This is a genomic window from Salmonella sp. 32020114201800008SM (assembly GCF_017572025.1).
Classification (GTDB): domain Bacteria; phylum Pseudomonadota; class Gammaproteobacteria; order Enterobacterales; family Enterobacteriaceae; genus Salmonella; species Salmonella enterica.
Map to the genome: position 1 here is coordinate 447,038 of NZ_JAGEQM010000001.1, position 17,655 is coordinate 464,692.

At 49.9% G+C, this 17,655-nt stretch carries 20 protein-coding genes; 8 read left to right on the forward strand and 12 right to left on the reverse strand.

The annotated features are described in order from the left end of the window. Positions 1–59: 59 nt before the first annotated feature. Positions 60–587, reverse strand: a complete 528-nt coding sequence (locus J4613_RS02300) for a 2-oxo-tetronate isomerase (protein ID WP_111742356.1) — start codon at positions 585–587, stop codon at positions 60–62. Between the two features lie 426 nt (positions 588–1,013). Between J4613_RS02300 and J4613_RS02305 the strand changes: the two genes are divergently transcribed. Beyond that, positions 1,014–1,406 carry a YdeI family stress tolerance OB fold protein gene (locus J4613_RS02305; RefSeq protein WP_000776348.1) on the forward strand — a complete coding sequence of 131 codons (393 nt, stop codon included), beginning with the start codon at positions 1,014–1,016 and terminating at the stop codon, positions 1,404–1,406. A gap of 347 nt (positions 1,407–1,753) precedes the next feature. Here the strand turns inward: J4613_RS02305 and mgtS are convergent, their stop codons facing one another. Both mgtS and ydeE read right to left on the reverse strand, forming a co-directional pair. Further along, positions 1,754–1,849, reverse strand: a complete 96-nt coding sequence (mgtS, locus tag J4613_RS02310; protein ID WP_000901531.1) for a protein MgtS — start codon at positions 1,847–1,849, stop codon at positions 1,754–1,756. Between the two features lie 247 nt (positions 1,850–2,096). After that, positions 2,097–3,284 carry an efflux MFS transporter YdeE gene (ydeE, locus tag J4613_RS02315; protein ID WP_001068056.1) on the reverse strand — a complete coding sequence of 396 codons (1,188 nt, stop codon included), beginning with the start codon at positions 3,282–3,284 and terminating at the stop codon, positions 2,097–2,099. Positions 3,285–3,511: 227 nt separating this feature from the next. Between ydeE and eamA the strand changes: the two genes are divergently transcribed. Continuing rightward, a complete protein-coding gene (gene eamA / locus J4613_RS02320) occupies positions 3,512–4,414 on the forward strand; it encodes an O-acetylserine/cysteine exporter (protein WP_000987750.1) in 903 nt (300 codons plus the stop codon). Between the two features lie 118 nt (positions 4,415–4,532). Here the strand turns inward: eamA and marB are convergent, their stop codons facing one another. Genes marB through marR form a run of 3 tightly spaced genes read right to left on the reverse strand, consistent with a single transcriptional unit; the run spans position 4,533 to position 5,614 of the window. Then, a complete protein-coding gene (marB, locus tag J4613_RS02325) occupies positions 4,533–4,748 on the reverse strand; it encodes a multiple antibiotic resistance protein MarB (RefSeq protein ID WP_000783049.1) in 216 nt (71 codons plus the stop codon). Between the two features lie 28 nt (positions 4,749–4,776). Then, positions 4,777–5,160: an MDR efflux pump AcrAB transcriptional activator MarA gene (gene marA, locus J4613_RS02330; RefSeq protein ID WP_000091194.1), complete on the reverse strand. Its 384-nt coding sequence runs from the start codon at positions 5,158–5,160 to the stop codon at positions 4,777–4,779. 19 nt (positions 5,161–5,179) lie between these two features. Then, the gene (marR, locus tag J4613_RS02335; protein ID WP_000843434.1) at positions 5,180–5,614 is read right to left on the reverse strand and encodes a multiple antibiotic resistance transcriptional regulator MarR; all 435 of its coding nucleotides are present in this window, start codon (positions 5,612–5,614) and stop codon (positions 5,180–5,182) included. A 258-nt stretch (positions 5,615–5,872) separates the two neighbouring features. On the opposite strand from marR, the gene J4613_RS02340 reads away from it, so the two are divergent. Continuing rightward, a complete protein-coding gene (locus tag J4613_RS02340; RefSeq protein ID WP_000968968.1) occupies positions 5,873–6,538 on the forward strand; it encodes a MarC family NAAT transporter in 666 nt (221 codons plus the stop codon). A gap of 46 nt (positions 6,539–6,584) precedes the next feature. Here J4613_RS02340 and J4613_RS02345 read toward each other — a convergent pair whose 3' ends face one another. Together J4613_RS02345 and J4613_RS02350 are read right to left on the reverse strand one after the other, a co-directional pair. Beyond that, positions 6,585–7,775, reverse strand: a complete 1,191-nt coding sequence (locus J4613_RS02345; protein WP_111742355.1) for a sugar transporter — start codon at positions 7,773–7,775, stop codon at positions 6,585–6,587. Between the two features lie 115 nt (positions 7,776–7,890). Then, positions 7,891–8,763, reverse strand: a complete 873-nt coding sequence (locus J4613_RS02350) for a LysR family transcriptional regulator (RefSeq protein ID WP_000366538.1) — start codon at positions 8,761–8,763, stop codon at positions 7,891–7,893. A 102-nt stretch (positions 8,764–8,865) separates the two neighbouring features. Here J4613_RS02350 and sad point away from each other — a divergent pair, with 102 nt between their 5' ends. The 4 genes from sad to J4613_RS02370 all read left to right on the forward strand — a co-directional run bounded on the left by sad (position 8,866) and on the right by J4613_RS02370 (position 12,782). After that, the gene (sad, locus tag J4613_RS02355; protein WP_000178391.1) at positions 8,866–10,254 is read left to right on the forward strand and encodes a succinate-semialdehyde dehydrogenase; all 1,389 of its coding nucleotides are present in this window, start codon (positions 8,866–8,868) and stop codon (positions 10,252–10,254) included. A 72-nt stretch (positions 10,255–10,326) separates the two neighbouring features. Then, positions 10,327–11,253 carry a glutaminase B gene (gene glsB, locus J4613_RS02360; RefSeq protein WP_000090081.1) on the forward strand — a complete coding sequence of 309 codons (927 nt, stop codon included), beginning with the start codon at positions 10,327–10,329 and terminating at the stop codon, positions 11,251–11,253. Next, positions 11,253–11,612: a DUF4186 domain-containing protein gene (locus J4613_RS02365; protein ID WP_000992448.1), complete on the forward strand. Its 360-nt coding sequence runs from the start codon at positions 11,253–11,255 to the stop codon at positions 11,610–11,612. Before glsB ends, J4613_RS02365 begins: the two co-directional genes overlap by 1 nt. 255 nt (positions 11,613–11,867) lie before the next feature. Beyond that, on the forward strand, positions 11,868–12,782 hold the full coding sequence (locus tag J4613_RS02370; RefSeq protein WP_001675544.1) for a bestrophin family protein: 915 nt from the start codon (positions 11,868–11,870) through the stop codon (positions 12,780–12,782). A gap of 55 nt (positions 12,783–12,837) precedes the next feature. Here the strand turns inward: J4613_RS02370 and J4613_RS02375 are convergent, their stop codons facing one another. After that, positions 12,838–13,380 carry a nuclear transport factor 2 family protein gene (locus tag J4613_RS02375; protein ID WP_000513126.1) on the reverse strand — a complete coding sequence of 181 codons (543 nt, stop codon included), beginning with the start codon at positions 13,378–13,380 and terminating at the stop codon, positions 12,838–12,840. Between the two features lie 716 nt (positions 13,381–14,096). Here J4613_RS02375 and ompC point away from each other — a divergent pair. Then, on the forward strand, positions 14,097–15,215 hold the full coding sequence (gene ompC / locus J4613_RS02380; protein ID WP_000758335.1) for a porin OmpC: 1,119 nt from the start codon (positions 14,097–14,099) through the stop codon (positions 15,213–15,215). Positions 15,216–15,355: 140 nt separating this feature from the next. On the opposite strand, the gene hypA is transcribed toward ompC, so the two are convergent. Genes hypA through J4613_RS02395 form a run of 3 tightly spaced genes read right to left on the reverse strand, consistent with a single transcriptional unit; the run spans position 15,356 to position 17,646 of the window. Beyond that, on the reverse strand, positions 15,356–15,697 hold the full coding sequence (gene hypA, locus J4613_RS02385) for a hydrogenase maturation nickel metallochaperone HypA (RefSeq protein ID WP_000544772.1): 342 nt from the start codon (positions 15,695–15,697) through the stop codon (positions 15,356–15,358). Between the two features lie 12 nt (positions 15,698–15,709). Further along, entirely contained in the window at positions 15,710–16,597 is an 888-nt protein-coding gene (locus J4613_RS02390) for an ATP/GTP-binding protein (RefSeq protein WP_001189401.1), read from the reverse strand. Then, complete coding sequence (locus J4613_RS02395) at positions 16,585–17,646, reverse strand: hydrogenase expression/formation C-terminal domain-containing protein (protein ID WP_001016746.1); 1,062 nt, start codon at positions 17,644–17,646, stop codon at positions 16,585–16,587. The genes J4613_RS02390 and J4613_RS02395 overlap by 13 nt, the downstream gene beginning before the upstream one ends. Positions 17,647–17,655 lie beyond the last annotated feature (9 nt).

Sequence of the window (17,655 nt, forward strand, 5' to 3'; positions counted from 1 at the left end):
GGCTCGCATTTTTTTATTCTGACCGGGAGTTATTCTGGCCGGTCAGATAAAATTATTGTTTATGCTTTCTTCGTTAACAGAAAAAGCAATTCAGCGAGGGCGAAGCGTACGCATTTTTCTAATACTTCCTGACAATCTCCGTTGAAATGTTGTCGGCTTGTAAAAGTTGTATTGTTAATATTCCAGGCAAACCAAACGGTGCCCGCCGGCGTGCCATCTTCGCCGCCTTCCGGACCGCCATAGCCGCTGATCGCTATGCTAATATTGACCTCAGCCTGATCCTTAGCGCCCTGTGCCATTTCAGTAACGACCGCTTCGCTGACGGCGGTATGTTCGGCAAGGCTGTGGCGTTGTACGCGTAAGATTTTTGCTTTGGCTTCATCAGTAAAGGTGACATACCCCACACCGTAAAATGAGGGCGTATCTTCTGCTGCGCACAATGCTGAAGCCAGTTTCCCGCCAGTGCAGGATTCTGCAGTGGTCAGACGGAGTTTCTGGTTAACCAGTAAATCACCAAGTTTTTTTGTCAGGCTATCGACGGATTCGCCTTCATCAAGGGTGACAATATCGTGCTGTTCTAATCTCATCGTTTATTTTTCCGTTACAGAGACAAATGAAATCTGTTCGTTCTTCTCAAGTATGGCATATTTATTTTATGACATTGTCAGTGAATGATTATTTTATCCAGTTACCAACAAACCCGCTGTTGCATAACTTGCTTACTTTTCTGCGGCGATGACTGTCATTGATTATGCGTAAGGCCATTATCCTCAAAAAATAAAGCCGATTATTCTGAATTGCTATCAAAACGTTGATGCATATGACTTCAGCTATGTGGCAAGTTCTCTATTACGCCGTTACGCTTTCGCGCTCACCGGCGCTGATATCGGTTGCATATTAATCCGGATGGGTTGATTTTATTGCTTAATATTCTGCGGGTAAATTCATGTTTGTAAAAACTAAAAATAGCGGCCAGACTTAATACGTCAAATAGACGTTATTAAGGAGAGAGCATGAAACTACAGGTGGCTGCATTTTTAAGTTTTCTGATAATGCCTTACGCGCTAGCGGATGATCAAGGGGGATTAAAAAAAGACGTGGCACCGCCGCCGCCTCATGCTATTGAGGATGGTTATCGCGGTACGGATGATGCAGAAAAAATGACCATCGAACAGGCAAAAACCCTGCATGATGGCGCGACCGTTTCGCTGCGCGGCAACCTTATTGATCATAAAGGCGACGATCGCTATGTATTTCGTGATAAATCCGGCGAGATTAACGTGATAATTCCTTCCGCCGTATTTGATGGGCGGGAAGTTCAGCCGGATCAAATGATCAACATTAACGGTAGTCTGGACAAGAAAGCGAAGGAACCGCTTGTTCGCGTGAACCGACTGCAAAAATAACGCGCGCTAACCGGCAATCTCCAGGTCAGCCATACGGGGCATGCGGCTGGCCTGATACCATGGGTCTTGTAAAAGCGCCTGGGGGACAAAAGGTCCCATAATGTCTTATTCAGGTCTGGTTGCGTATCGTTTAAGCTTCATTGATATTGACGGTGCTACAGTCGTTAGCGATCCGTTATCCTCGCAAGAATTTGCCCGGTAGCGTATAAGCAAAACACAAATCTATCCATGCAAGCATTTACCGCTGGTGAACCGGCGGTTTTTTTTTGCCTGCCATCCAGACAAAAGCGGCCCCTTGCGCAACGATGCAGCAAGGGGCCGGCTCTGCGAGGGATTATCTCCGTTCATTAATCATCCCATTTGTGACTGAACCAGGCGGCCAGAAATCCGGAAAATAAAATAATTCCTAATACAACGATAAAAAGGTTAATACTGCCTAACATCTCGTTTCTCCTTATTTTAGTGTGCATCCTCTTTTTTAAAAAACCTCGTACAGACTATAGTACTAATTTATACTTAAGCAAAGTCTGAATTGCGTATTTATTTTACTGGAAGGGTAAAGCATTAGAATATTTTCGTCAGCGCCCAGGAATATTCCTGAATTACCGCAGTGACAGCAGATAATTAGCCTGCAATATATAGGGTTAACCCGGTGCGCCAGAAACTGCGCACATCACTGGCTGCAGATAATTAACAGGTAATAGCCTGTTGCGTAGGGGTAATCCGCATTCCTTTTAACATCAGTGCCCAGGCGAACACAATGGCGATTATCAGGACAACGAAAAGCGACCAGGCGGGAAGCGTCGTCAGGATGACGCCGCTGGCCAGCGGGTTTACCGCCGCACCCAGCCAGCCCAGCGATTGCGCTGAAAAATAGCTGGCTTTCATCCCGGCAGGCGCAATGTTGTCAATTAACATATATTCGCCGGGGGCATAAATAATTTCGCCAATCGTGAATACTGCCGCTGAAAGCCCCCAAAAAAACAGATTGTCGCCTGAAAAAATAAATCCGATGAGCCCGGCGATAAAAAAGACGGTGCCGGTCGTCATCATTGGTCGAATATTGACGGCGGTAAGTCGACGGCCCACGGCGTATTGCAAACTGACCACAATAACCGCATTAACCGGCAGGACGACGGCTACCACTTTTTCCGCGAAGCCGCTATCGGCAACGACCATAACGTACTGTGAAATACAGGACGCAAAGGCGCCCCCCACAAAGGAGGCCAGAAATGCCGAAAGCGTAAACCACAATAATGCTTTGTCGCGCAGCAGAACGGAGGGAGACCAGATAGCGGCATTTTTCCCCTCGCTGGCGGCAACCGAACGTGTCACCCATACCTGAATAAAGACCAGCGGAAATGCGGAACAGATAGCGGCAAGCCAGAAGGGTAAATTGATGCTTTGCATCACCAGCAGCGTGCCGAGCGGCGGGCCAACCGTCCAGCCGATATTGAGTACGGTATAATTGAGCGAAAAAATCCGTGTTTTTGTTGTCGCGGTGAGGTTATCGGCAAACCAGGCCTTCAGTACGGTAGAAAAAACCGAATAGGCGCAGTTAATAAGCGCAAAAAGCAGGACAACCAGTACGACATTATGCACCATTGGGATGGCGATAAATCCGCAGGCGAAGGCGATAATTGCGAGTAACATGTAGCGCTTTTTATCAAACTTGTCCGCCAGAATTCCAAAGCCAAGACTAAAGACGACGCCGATTGTTAACGCGCTGGTCAGCGCGTAGCCAATCAGATCCACGCCTAAACCGTACTGACGGTTAAGATAGATGGTCATAAAGGGGAGCGTGGCGCCGCGTCCAATTGTCAATAACAGCGATGAGGCGAGTAGAGCCAACGTCGAACGTCTCAATCCTGGATTCATTTTTCCTGCCTGAAATGGAGGTTACGTATCGGGACGTTTTAATCTACCGTGCCCGCAAAAGCATGATGTCTATACGCTATAGCGTAGTCTTAACATACCATAACGCAGGATTTTGCCCATCGTGTGTTGTTCAATGCCATGCTCACGGTAAAAAGAAAAGTCCTGTTATGGCGCACTGATTTCCGATAACTTACCTTTTTACAAAATTTTAATAATGACAGGGGCCGATGATGTCGCGTAAAGACGGTTTTTTGGCGTTACTGGTGGTTGTCGTATGGGGGCTCAATTTTGTTGTCATCAAAGTAGGCCTGCACCATATGCCGCCATTATTGCTGGCAGGATTACGATTTTTACTGGTGGCGTTTCCGGCAATTTTCTTTGTCGCCCGGCCTAAAGTCCCGCTTACGCTGTTGCTGGGCTATGGCCTGACGATAAGCTTTGGGCAGTTCGCCTTTCTCTTTTGCGCGATAAAGTTTGGTATGCCCGCAGGACTGGCGTCGTTGGTATTACAGGCGCAGGCCTTTTTTACCATGGCTTTGGGGGCGTTTGTTTTTAGCGAGCGGTTACAACGTAAGCAGTTGGCGGGGATCGCCCTGGCGATTATAGGTGTACTGGTATTGATTGAAGCCAGTCTCAACGGACAGCATATAGCGATGTCGGGATTTATGCTGACTCTGGCGGCGGCATTTAGCTGGGCCTGCGGCAATATCTTTAATAAAAAAATTATGCAACATAGCCCGCGCCCGGCGGTGATGTCGCTGGTGGTCTGGAGCGCGCTGATCCCGATCCTGCCGTTCCTGCTGTCATCGCTGCTACTGGAGGGGGCGGATCACATTACGCAAAGCCTTATTACCATTGATATGACGACGATATTGTCGCTGCTGTATCTGGCTTTTGTCGCCACTATACTTGGCTACGGCATCTGGGGCGCGTTACTGGGACGTTATGAGACCTGGCGCGTAGCGCCGTTATCATTGCTGGTGCCGGTAGTCGGGCTGGCGAGCGCCGCGGTGTTACTCGGGGAAACGTTGACCGGGATGCAACTTGCGGGCGCAGTACTGATTATGGCTGGACTCTATATCAATGTGTTTGGATTTCGTGTGCGCCGTACTGCGCGCGTCAGGGGATGAGGCATTATGTTACTAAGAAGACAAACGCTAATTTCAGACCATGCCGCGGGGTAATAGCGGCGGACTTGTCATAGCCAGACGGTACTAAAAAAATGCCCCGCAAAACGGGGCAAAGAGGTTAAAGGTGTTGGTCGTTATAATAGGGCACGCCTAATTCATCTGACTTATCGCTGTTCACGCTCACGGGGTGAAGGTCATTTGGCGGATCGCCTACACAGGGCAGAAGCATCACATCGCGGCTATTTTGCGCCACAGGTAACAAAGTTTGTTCTGCAATGCCATATCCGGAGGCGATAAGTAACAGACCCGGCAGGGCGGGAAACAGCATTTTCATGGTGCTCTTCGCGTGGCGCATAAACAAACTAGTAGTTGCCATGGTTCAGTGGCAGCATATACCGTGATTCGCCATGCATATTGGTGATCCGGTATTTGTGTGGCGGCACATCAAAGTAGTTTTTGAACGTCCGGGTCAATGTTTGCTGTGACTCAAAGCCATAGCGTTCCGCCAGATAGAGAATGGGCTCGTTGCTCTCTTTTAATTTTTGCGCGATTTCCGTCATTTTACGGCTGCGGATGTATTGGCCTAATGAATGACCGGTCTCTTTTTTAAACATCCGTTGCAGGTGCCATTTGGAATATCCTGAACGCTCAGACACTTTTTCCAGTGAGAGCGGCGACTCCAGGTTATCCTCGATCCAGTCCAAAATGCTATGAATAGTAATAGCGTCAGTGTTGCGTCTGGACATCGTCATACCTCTTTTTTGTCTACGGCAGAATTTTCTTGAGCAAATACTCAAGCGTTGCCACTTCGTCCGCCGTTAAGTTTTTTGTTAATTCCTGATGCAGGTCTTGCCCTGGTCGTTGATGACATTGCTCACAAATTGCCGCGCCGTCCGGCGTTAGCTTCACCAGTACGCCGCGTTTGTCATTAGGATTCGGCAGTCTTTCGATCCAGCCTTTGCACAGCAGGCGGTCGAGCATTCGCGTCAATGCGCCGAGATCGACAGACAGCACTTTTTTAAGTTCAACCGGGGTAATACATCCCGCGCAGCGTATCGAGCAAAGCACTTTAAACTGTGTTGCGGTGATATCCAGCGGGGATAAATAGTTATTTAACAGGCGATCTTTTTTTTGATTTACCATGTAGATCAAGCGACCCAGCGGAATGATTTCATTGAACAGATCACTGGTGCTTTTCAAAATGGTTGCCCCGGCAAGTAATTAATTTCGTCAGATACTATTGCCCAGGCAAGTATAAGTCAACTAAATGAATTGGCCGATGCCACGATTTGCTAAAAGGCGTCCGGGGTATTGTGCTGTGATAACTTGTAACTAATTGATAATTACAGGTTATAGGTTGTAGAGGATATTAACTTGCACACTGGCGAAATGGCGCGCCTGGGCAATTTCACTTTATACTTCCGGTTCATGAAACGCTGATGGGTAAGAGATAGTATTATGATGGATTTGTTTAAAGCGATTGGATTGGGGCTGGTCGTACTGCTCCCGTTAGCCAATCCGCTAACCACCGTGGCGCTGTTTCTTGGCCTTGCGGGCAATATGAATAGTGCGGAACGCAACCGGCAGTCCTATATGGCTTCGGTTTATGTCTTCGCTATTATGATGGTGGCGTACTACGCCGGGCAGTTAGTTATGAACACCTTCGGTATTTCGATTCCAGGGCTACGGATCGCCGGGGGGTTAATCGTGGCGTTTATCGGCTTCAGAATGCTTTTCCCGCAGCAGAAGGCGCATGAGTCGCCGGAAGCGAAAAGCAAATCGGAGGAGCTGGCAGACGAACCGACGGCCAATATTGCGTTTGTTCCACTGGCTATGCCAAGCACCGCAGGACCGGGGACCATCGCAATGATCATCAGTTCCGCTTCCACGGTGCGTCATGGCGGCGAGTTTCCCGACTGGGTCATTATGGTCGCGCCGCCGATTATTTTTCTTGCCGTGGCGGTGATCCTGTGGGGATGCTTACGCAGTTCTGGCGCTATTATGCGGCTGGTGGGTAAAGGGGGGATTGAAGCGATCTCCCGCTTAATGGGATTCCTGCTGGTGTGTATGGGCGTGCAATTTATTATCAACGGCGTGTTGGAAATTATTAAAACGTACCACTAAGGCGCATTGTCGTCTGCCGGAAACCTGTTCCCGGCAGACGAATGTCTTAATGCGGTTGTTCTTCCAGCGTCACTGGCCATTTGCGGGATATGAGCACAGCCCATACCAGCGCGGCACAGGCGGGTATGGCGCCAATATAGCCGATGGCCGACATTGACCAGTGCAAACTCACCTGATTGCCTACCAGCGCGCCAGCGCCAATACCAATATTAAAGATGCCTGAAAATAGCGCCATTGCGACATCGGTCGCGTCCGGGGCTAGCGCCAGTACTTTCACCTGCATACCGAGCCCTATCACCATAATCGCGATGCCCCAGAAAATGCTCAGTATGGCCAGATGCGCTTCGCTATCCGCCGCAGGCAGCAGCAGAAGCAGACAGACAACCAGCAGGGCAATAGCGATACTGACGAGCGACGAGGCATGGCGATTACCCAGTTTACCAAACACGAGGCTGCCGATGATCCCGGCGCCGCCGAGGATCAGTAACAGAACGGTAGCAAAATTCGCACTGAGCCCGGCGACATTCTGAACGAACGGTTCAATATAGCTATAAGCTGTGTAATGCGCAGTCACCACAACGACGGTCAGTACATAGAGGCTCATCAGCGCCGGGCGTCGGAATAGTAAAGGTAAACTTTTTAGTGAGCCGGAATGCTCGCTCGGCAATTTCGGTAGAAGCTTAATCAGACATAGCAGCGTAATTAATGCGCCCATGCCGATGGCAAAAAAGGTGGTGCGCCAGCCAAAATACTGACCAACAACGCGACCTATGGGCAGCCCAAGCACCATGGCCAACGCGGTGCCGGTCGCTATCAGACTTAATGCCTGCGCGCGTTTCCCGGCAGGGGCCAGGCGGATCGCCAGCGAGGCGGTTATCGACCAGAAAATAGCGTGGGCGAAAGCGATACCAATACGGCTAATGACCAGCACGGTAAAGTTCCATGCCAGAAAGGAGAGCACATGGCTGGCAATAAACAAAACAAACAGATAAATGAGTAGCTTACGGCGCTCCATTTGACTGGTAAGAAGCATAAAAGGCAGCGACATGACGGCAACTACCCAGGCGTAAATGGTTAGCATGATGCCGACCTGCGCGGTTTGCATATGAAAGCTTTCAGCAATGTCTGATAGCAAACCAACTGGCACAAATTCTGTGGTATTGAAAATAAAAGCGGCAATAGCAAGCGTAACTACCCGTAGCCACGCGACCTTGCGGGAAACTGGATTGATTGTCATAAAAATATTTCGGGTTAGTTGCGAGAAGGTGAGACCGCGATCTTAAAACGTTTACTGGCGAAAAGACAATCATTTTGTGACCTGCTTCTCATTTACTTCGCAGGCCGTTTCGTCTTCAGTCGGTGCTCGCCAGTTGGGCGTTAAGTAACTCAATAAAGGCCTCAAGCTGACGCGTCATCGCCCCGCGCCGCCACATTAGCCATGTGTTAAGCCAGCGCCACTTCTCCGCCAACGGCCAGGCTTCCACCTGATGATGTCCTGGCATACTGTTGAGCATACTTGCTGGCATCAGCGCAATACCTGCGCCGGCAATTACGCACGCCAACATTCCATGATATGACTCCATTTCGTGAATCGTACCGGGGGTCGCGCCATCGGCATGAAACCAGCTTTCGAAATGCCGTCGGTAAGAACAGTTGGCGCGAAAAGCATAGATGTTATAACCATTCACCTCGCTGGCCCGCGAAACGACGGAATGGCCGTGTGGCGCGACGATCATCATCTCTTCCTGGTAAGCCGGTATACCTTCCAGCCCCGGATGCATTAGCGGGCCATCAATAAAGGCGGCGTTCAGCTTTCCTTCGAGCACGCCATCCAGCATGGCGCCGGAAGGACCGGTCGTTAACGCGAACTGAATTTTAGGGTAACGCTGGTTATAACCCGCCAGCAGCGCGGGGATACGTACGGCGGCAGTACTTTCTAACGCGCCGAGTGAAAACAGTCCTTGCGGTTCCTCTCCGGCAACCACCATGCGGGCTTCATCGACCAGCGCCAGGATCTGCTGGCTGTAACGTAAAAAGTTATGCCCGGCTGGTGACAGCCTGAGTCGCTGGTTTTCGCGAATAAACAGAGAGACGCCCAGGTCGGCTTCAAGCTGGCGGATACGCGTGGTCAGGTTGGACGGAACGCGGTGTACTTTTGCCGCCGCCTGCGTAATGCTGCCCGTCAGAGCGACAGCGTTAAACATTTCCAGTTGCGTCAGGTCCATGGTTTTCTCAGTTCGTGAATAGTCTGGTTAATATTATTCATTTTTCAGAAAGGGTAAAGGGCGTCATGATGGTACAACTCCCCTGATAACGAGAGAAAGAACATGACCATGATGACTGCAACACAGGCGTTATCCGTGAATCCTGCGACCGGCCAGACGCTGGCGGCAATGCCCTGGGCTAACGCGCAAGAGATTGAACATGCGCTGAATCTGGCGGCGAGCGGTTTCAAAAAGTGGAAATTGACATCGGTAGCGCAACGGGCGCAAACATTACGCGATATTGGTCAGGCGCTTCGCGCTCATGCAGAAGAGATGGCGCAATGTATTACGCGTGAAATGGGTAAACCCATAAAGCAGGCGCGTGCGGAAGTGACGAAATCCGCCGCGTTATGCGACTGGTATGCGGAACATGGCCCGGCAATGCTGAATCCTGAGCCTACGCTGGTAGAAAATCAGCAGGCGGTGATTGAATACCGTCCGCTGGGCGTCATCCTGGCGATAATGCCGTGGAATTTTCCTTTATGGCAGGTGTTACGCGGGGCAGTGCCGATACTGTTGGCGGGGAATAGCTACTTGTTAAAACATGCGCCCAATGTCACGGGTTGCGCGCAGATGATAGCCCGAATCTTGACGGAAGCCGGTACTCCTGCTGGCGTCTATGGATGGGTGAACGCCAATAATGAGGGCGTGAGTCAGATGATTAACGATCCGCGAATCGCGGCGGTGACGGTGACCGGTAGCGTGCGCGCCGGCGCGGCGATTGGCGCTCAGGCTGGGGCGGCGCTGAAAAAGTGCGTACTGGAACTGGGTGGCTCGGATCCGTTTATTGTACTCAATGATGCCGATCTCGAACTGGCGGTAAAAGCCGCGGTTGCCGGACGCTATCAAAACACCGGACAAGTTTGCGCCGCCGCCAAACGTTTTATTGTCGAAGAGGGCATTGCGCAGGCGTTTACCGACCGTTTTGTGGCGGCTGCCGCAGCATTAAAGATGGGTGATCCTCTGGTTGAAGAGAATGACCTGGGGCCGATGGCGCGCTTTGATCTGCGTGATGAACTCCATCAACAGGTGCAGGCTTCCGTCGCCGAAGGCGCACGGCTACTGTTGGGCGGCGAGAAAATCGCCGGGGAGGGCAACTATTATGCCGCGACCGTTCTGGCGGATGTCACACCTGACATGACGGCATTTCGTCAGGAGCTTTTTGGGCCTGTTGCCGCCATTACCGTCGCAAAAGATGCGGCGCACGCCCTCGCGCTGGCGAATGACAGTGAGTTTGGCCTGTCGGCGACGATCTTTACCGCCGACGATACGCTGGCCGCGGAGATGGCGGCGCGTCTTGAGTGCGGTGGGGTATTCATTAATGGGTACAGCGCCAGCGATGCGCGTGTGGCATTCGGCGGGGTGAAGAAAAGCGGCTTCGGTCGCGAGCTTTCGCACTTTGGTTTACACGAATTTTGTAATGTGCAGACCGTCTGGAAGAACCGCGTCTAATCGCCCTGACGTCGCGTGGCGCCCTCTGCTATACTCGCAGGCCTTTTCAGACCTGCGAGCAAGGAGCATGTTGTGGCCAGGGCCATGGATAATGCAATTTTAGAGACGATTTTACAGCGCGTTCGCCCCCTCATTGGCCAGGGCAAAGTCGCTGACTATATTCCGGCATTAGCGTCCGTCGAGGGTTCAAAGCTGGGGATAGCGATTTGTACCGTGGACGGGCAGCATTATCAGGCGGGCGATGCGCACGAACGCTTCTCTATTCAGTCTATTTCGAAAGTGCTCAGTCTGGTGGTGGCGATGCGTCATTATCCGGAAGAGGAGATCTGGCAGCGCGTCGGAAAAGATCCTTCCGGCTCGCCGTTCAATTCGTTGGTTCAGTTAGAGATGGAACAAGGCATCCCGCGTAATCCATTTATTAATGCGGGCGCGCTGGTGGTATGCGACATGTTGCAAGGCCGGCTTAGCGCGCCGCGTCAGCGGATGCTGGAAGTTGTGCGCGCGCTTTGCGGCGTATCGGATATTACGTATGACGCTACGGTCGCGCGCTCTGAATTTGAGCATTCCGCCCGTAACGCCGCTATTGCCTGGCTGATGAAATCATTCGGTAATTTTCATCATGATGTGCCTACCGTGTTGCAAAATTACTTCCACTACTGTGCGTTGAAAATGAGCTGCATGGAACTGGCGAGGACGTTTGTCTTTCTGGCGAATCAGGGCGAGGCGTTTCATCTCGACGAGCCGGTAGTGACCCCCATGCAGGCCCGGCAGATTAATGCGCTAATGGCGACCAGCGGGATGTATCAGAATGCCGGAGAGTTTGCCTGGCGGGTGGGATTGCCCGCTAAATCCGGCGTGGGCGGCGGTATTGTCGCCATAGTGCCGCATGAAATGGCGATTGCCGTCTGGAGTCCGGAGCTGGATCCTGCGGGAAACTCTCTGGCAGGTATCGCCGCGCTTGAGCAATTAACACAAACGTTAGGACGTTCGGTATACTGATGAATGCGCTTGAACCGCTCTTTGCCCGCCTGGCGCGATCGACATTTCGTTCGCGTTTTCGTCTCGGGATAAAAGAAAGACAATATTGCTGGGATAAAGGCGCGGAGGTGATTGATAAACACGCCGCCGATTTTATCGCCCAGCGACTGGCGCCAGCTCACCCGGCGAATGATGGTAAGCAAACGCCGATGCGGGGCCATCCGGTATTTATCGCGCAACATGCGACGGCAACCTGCTGTCGCGGGTGCCTGGCGAAGTGGCACCAGATACCTCAGGGAGAACCGCTGAGCGAAGCGCAGCAACAGTATATTGTCAGCGTTATCCATTACTGGCTGGTCATACAAATGAATCAGCAGTAGGGCAGTGTGTCGTTGCTGACGCTTTCCCCGATAAATCACCCTATACCACTGATAGCAGCCGTTGACCGTCATATATCTCATGTGCTGAAGTGTCTTTTTAGTTACAACATACATTTGGTTGTTTTTTTTCAACGCCTGTCAGCACTGTGCAAAAAAATGTTCTACAGGGCAGGGGAGCCGTGTATCACCAGAAGCTTGCAACCTTGATCTGGATCACGTTTAATGACAGTGCTTTTTTACCTGCTGAAGATAATCATGATCGTTAGACCACAACAGCACTGGATTCGCCTGATATTTGTCTGGCATGGTTCCGTGTTATCTAAAATCTTTTCACGACTGCTCCTTAACTTTCTTCTTTCTATCGCCGTTATTATCATGCTGCCCTGGTACACAATGCTGGGTATTAAGTTTACCCTTGCGCCGTTTAGCATACTGGGCGTCGCTATCGCCATTTTTCTGGGGTTTCGCAATAATGCCTGTTATGCGCGTTACGTCGAAGCCCGACATTTGTGGGGGCAGTTGATGATCGCTTCACGCTCAATACTGCGTGAGGTGAAAACAACCTTACCTGATGAACGCGGTATCGAGGATTTTGTTCGGTTACAAATCGCTTTTGCCCACTGTTTGCGTATGACATTGCGTCGACAGCCTCAAACGCAAGTTCTGGGCAACTATCTTGACCAGGAGGCGTTACAGAAAGTTGTCGCTTCCCATTCCCCCGCTAACCGTATCTTATTGCTGATGGGAGAGTGGCTGGCGATTCGCCGCCGCAGCGGAAAGCTTTCCGATATTTTATTTCATAGCCTCAACAACCGCTTAAATGATATGTCGTCAGTATTGGCCGGCTGTGAGCGCATCGCCAACACGCCGGTGCCTTTTGCCTATACGTTAATTTTGCATCGTACGGTTTATCTTTTCTGCATTATGTTGCCATTTGCACTGGTGGTTGATCTGCACTATATGACACCGTTTATTTCGGTGCTTATTTCTTATACGTTTATCGCGCTGGATGCGTTAGCAGAAGAGTTGGAGGATCCGTTCGGTACTGAAAATAATGATTTACCGCTGGATGCGATATGCAATGCGATAGAAATCGATTTACTGCAAATGAATGATGAAAGGGATATTCCGGAAAAACGGATACCGGATAAGCGCTATCAACTGACCTGAGTTTGTCTTAACAGGCGCAGAATGTTCATCTGCGCCATAACCTGAAGAGCAAAGCTTAATAGCCTTCTCCAACGCCGGTTTTGGCTGGACCGGAGTAGTGGACATGAACGATTCGCCATCCTGTGTTTGGTATCTTCGCCCACACCTGGCTTTCGCGGCCTGTCGTGTGTTGAGTCTGCCCATTATCACGGCGTACCGCGGTAAAATGCCAGTCGAACTCTGCAACGGCGGCATTGCCATACACATGAATAGCCGGGGGAGCGTCCAGTTTTAACGTGCGTTTGCTGAACGTTTTACCCATAGTGGTGCCATAAAAATTTTCAGCGATCTGCGACCATCCGCGTTCGTGACCGCGTGGATGAATAAAACTGGTTTCCGGTGAAACATAAAAGAGCTGCTTGCCTAACGTTGGGTCTGCCTTATCTATTGAATAAAGGTAACGGTTAATGCCTTCTGTAATTTCTTGTTTAACGGTCGACGTAGCTTCATTTTGTGCGGCGGTTGGCGTTGCCGCTGATGCCGATGACACCATCAGAGTTAACGTTATCGCGGCGGCCGAAAACAATAGTGACGTTTTTTGCATAATAGTTATACCCATATGGTCTGTTTTTGAGACGCTTTATCTTTCCTGTTACGTTCACTTTTATACTAAAGGAGCATGGCTCACGAACAATAAAAAACATCCTTCTATAAAATTACCCCGAAAAGGGAATAGTGCAATTAAGAATATCGTATTTGTTTGTAACGACATGACTCAAAATATCAACATTTAGAGTTTCAGTATTGTTGTTGTCCCTTGATTTGTTTTTGTATTTATTACCACTGGTAAATAGTTAATCTTATGAATAGTGATACACAAATGACCGTTTGCGCTATGTGATAATTAACCATAGTAAAAATACACGAAGCGAAGAAGTGCTATTTCAGTAGTACTGATATTTTCATAACGCTAATTTAAAAATAAATGTAAACGTAACAAATTATACACAAAAATAAGAAGGGCTGTGGCCTCAACTGACTTGATTATGATTCCGTCTTAACGAATGCCAGCCGAGTGTTAAGTGCCATTCTCGCCCTGGCATCCCCGACCGTAAGCCAGTTCTCTACTGGTAACCCCCTTGTTATTACAGCAGAAAACAGGGCATATCATTGATGTAGTCATGCTTAACTTGCATTTTAACATCACTAATACATAGCAAGCTAATATTACACTTTGAAACTTAACGCACGGTAATTGTTAGTGATATTGTCCTGGACAGTTCCGCGAGCAGGTTTTGCGGAAAGTCCAAAAATAAGACAAATAAGGCATATAAAATGAAAAAAGTAGTGGTGTTATCTGCGGTAGCCGCAGCCGTGATGATGGCTGGAGCCGCCAACGCAGCAGAAATCTATAACAAGGATGGCAATAAACTGGATTTGTATGGCAAGGTCGACGGCCTGCATTATTTTTCCAGTAATCATAGTACGGATGGCGATCAATCTTATATCCGTATGGGTATTAAAGGCGAGACTCAAATTACCGATCAACTAACCGGTTTTGGACAGTGGGAGTATCAGGTCAACGCCAATCGTCCTGAAGATGGTGACTCCAGCGGTTCCCCGCAAAGCTGGACGCGTCTCGGTTTTGCTGGTTTGGCATTTGCCGATATGGGGTCTGTTGACTATGGTCGTAACTATGGCGTGTTATACGACATTGGTTCATGGACTGACGTACTGCCTGAATTTGGTAATGATTCGTATGAAGCTTCCGATAATTTTATGACCGGGCGCGCGAATGGCGTTCTGACTTATCGCAATAATGATTTCTTTGGTCTGGTTGATGGTCTGAATATTGCGTTGCAGTATCAGGGTAAAAATGACGGCCTGTCGAAAGAAGGCGATCCTTTAAGTAATAATGCCAGAAAAAGTATCGCGTACCAGAATGGCGATGGTTTCGGGGCATCAGCGACATATGATTTGGGCATGGGGGTGAGCCTGGGGGCAGCCTATACCAGTTCCAAACGCACGCTTGATCAGATGACGCAAGATAAATACGACAATGGCGACCGCGCTGAAGCCTGGACTGGCGGCGTGAAGTATGATGCCAATAATATTTACCTAGCGGCAAACTATACCCGTACTTATGATATGACCTATATGGGCGATACATTGGGCGGCTTTGCACATAAAACCGATAACTGGGAAATGGTAGGGCAATATCAATTTGATAATGGCTTACGCCCGTCACTGGCATTCCTGCAATCCAGAGCCAATGATGTTGATGGACTGGGTTCGTTCGACCTTGTGAAATATATTGATGTGGGTTCCTATTACTACTTCAATAAAAATATGTCCGCGTATGTTGACTACAAAATCAATCTGCTAAAAGATGGCAACCCATCGAATCCTAATACAGACAACACCGTGGCGCTCGGCTTAGTCTACGAGTTTTGATAAAACTTGCTGATTAAGACAGTTTAGGGATACCCTCCTTTTCCCAAAACTGGGTCACTGCTTAACCTTTATTATTGTTAATTTATTCTTTTATTATTTCAGGACGCTTCTGGCGTCCTTTTTTATTGCCTATTCGTTGACTATTCGACTTCGATCTCGCGAATGCGCATTCTGCTACTGTCATCTATCTGCACTTTGCCTGAATGACAAAAGGGACAACAGAGTGTGGATGTTTGAGAGGTGAAGGGTTGATTACAGGACAGACACCAACCTTGCGCCGGTGCGATAGTAATGTGGAAACGCGCATTGTCAGCAAGGGTATGACGAGCGGCGACGTCCAGGCCAAAATGCAGCGCCGGCACCTCAACACAGGCCATAACGCCAATCTCCAGCCAGACTTGCTTTACCTTGCTGAACTGGTGATTTACTGCCTGTTCCTCCAGCAATTCGATAATATTTTGCGCCAGGGCTAATTCATGCATGGGCCAGCTCCTTCATTCAACAATATTTACGGCGACACAAGGATCAATTACCTGTAACTGTTGCGACCACAATGAGAGTGGAATAGTGGCCAGTTCGCGAGCAATGACGCCGTCAGGTTGGGCGTGACGTGTGGTAGGCGAGATAATACGGTAATCAAGAATATTGCCTGACGTCGTCAGTCTGGCCTGATGAACTAACCATCCTCGCGCGGTTTCCACTACCGCTATTTTCCATTCGCCATCATCAAAACGATTCCAGCGCAGGGTGGGAAGGGCGCTCAAACTTCGGGCGAGCGTAATGCAGCGGGCCAGCAGACGTAGCGCAGTCGTTTTACCGCTAAGACAACAGGCTGACAGCAGCGGATATTCGATAGCCAGAGGCGAGACATCCAGGGGACCATGGGTTATTAACGTATGGTCCGGGGACGATGCCATCGGTAGTGTAGGTGTAATGATATTCTGTACTGCCGCCAGCCAGCGGGCGGTTTCAGAACGCTCTTGCAAAAACCAGGCTTCCCAGCCCTTTACGCCAGCGGCAAGCCAGGTCTGAGGATCATCGTCAAAAAAGATTGTGCTTGCCAGCGGGGATAACTCTCCGCGACGTAACAACGCCCATTCTTCAGCGGTTGCCTGTCGGTGGCTAAACAGGGGGAGCCAGTCTGTCAACGCGCGACGGAGCGTTTCTCGCGCCAGCTCTTGTTGTGCGGCCTGCATATCTGGCTTCTTTTCAGGAAACAACAGTAAAGCCGCCGCCGCGCTGTGCGCCTGAGCGCACAACGTAAACAAACGTGAAATAAGCGTTTTTGCGTATACCGGCGTTGCGCCCTGTAACAAACGACCGATCGGCGCCTCCTGCCAGATAATCCGTAGCGGGTGAGAATAGACGGTCAATCTTTGCACGAACTATTACCTTCATCGATCACCATAAACCCGGACTTACTGGTTTCGCAAACCGGACAGCACCAGTAATCAGGTAACTGGCTGAAGGGCACGCCGGGTGGAATTTGCCATACATCATCGCCCAGCGCAGGGTCGTAAACCCACCAACATACTTTGCACTCCATGCGCACCACTGGCTCATTTTCTGTGACTGGGTATTCTTTCAACCATTCCAACGTATTTTTTAGCCCCGCGTAGGCATCTTCGATATCGTCGATGCCTGCAACGGCGATATCAGGAATGTCCGCTATCTCAATCATATCTTGCAGTAATGTGTTCATATCATTGAAATAATTGACCCGCCATACGCCGGGAAAATGCGTGCTTACAATCCGGCATTTACCATATCCGCGTGAAAAAATAGCGCTACACCCTTCGCCTAAAAAATGATCCAGATACTCGCGATCGGCATCGTTTACTGGCAATAGCGTTAAGTTAATGATATGCGGCTCTTTTACCGGCTGTTTTACGCGCTCGGCTATTTCATGCGCGATAAAGGCGCCATTCATCAATCCCGCCGGTTGCGGCGGCAATTCTGGCGTAATCGGCGGCTGCGGATGCGTCTGCCAGATGCTCTCCGGGATCGGGCCAATGATAATTTCATCGGCAACCCGTTGCTGGTCAGCGTTATATTCACGTACACGCCAGACGCCCGTAAAAACCGTCTCCTGAATACGCTGTTCTTTTCCATCGGATAATAGTACCCGGGCGGAGATTTCACCTTCGCCGAGCAGTTGATCCAACAAACCGCTATTCTGTTGCTCAGTGGCATTCAGCTTATAGCTCAGGGGAAAGGGGAGCGTTGCCACCGGGTTATCCATATCGCGAATAAGCGTAGTCAGGATGTGTCTGGCAACACGAAGCTCAGCGGGCAGCGCCTGTTCCGGTAAAACCGGCGTCAGTGGGAGATTAATGCCGGCGGGGATAGGAAGAAAGTTAAAGTCTTCCTCTTCTGGCTGCGAGCCTGGTCCGGCAATATTAACGACTGGAATAGTTCTGGAATGATTCACGTGTGTTAC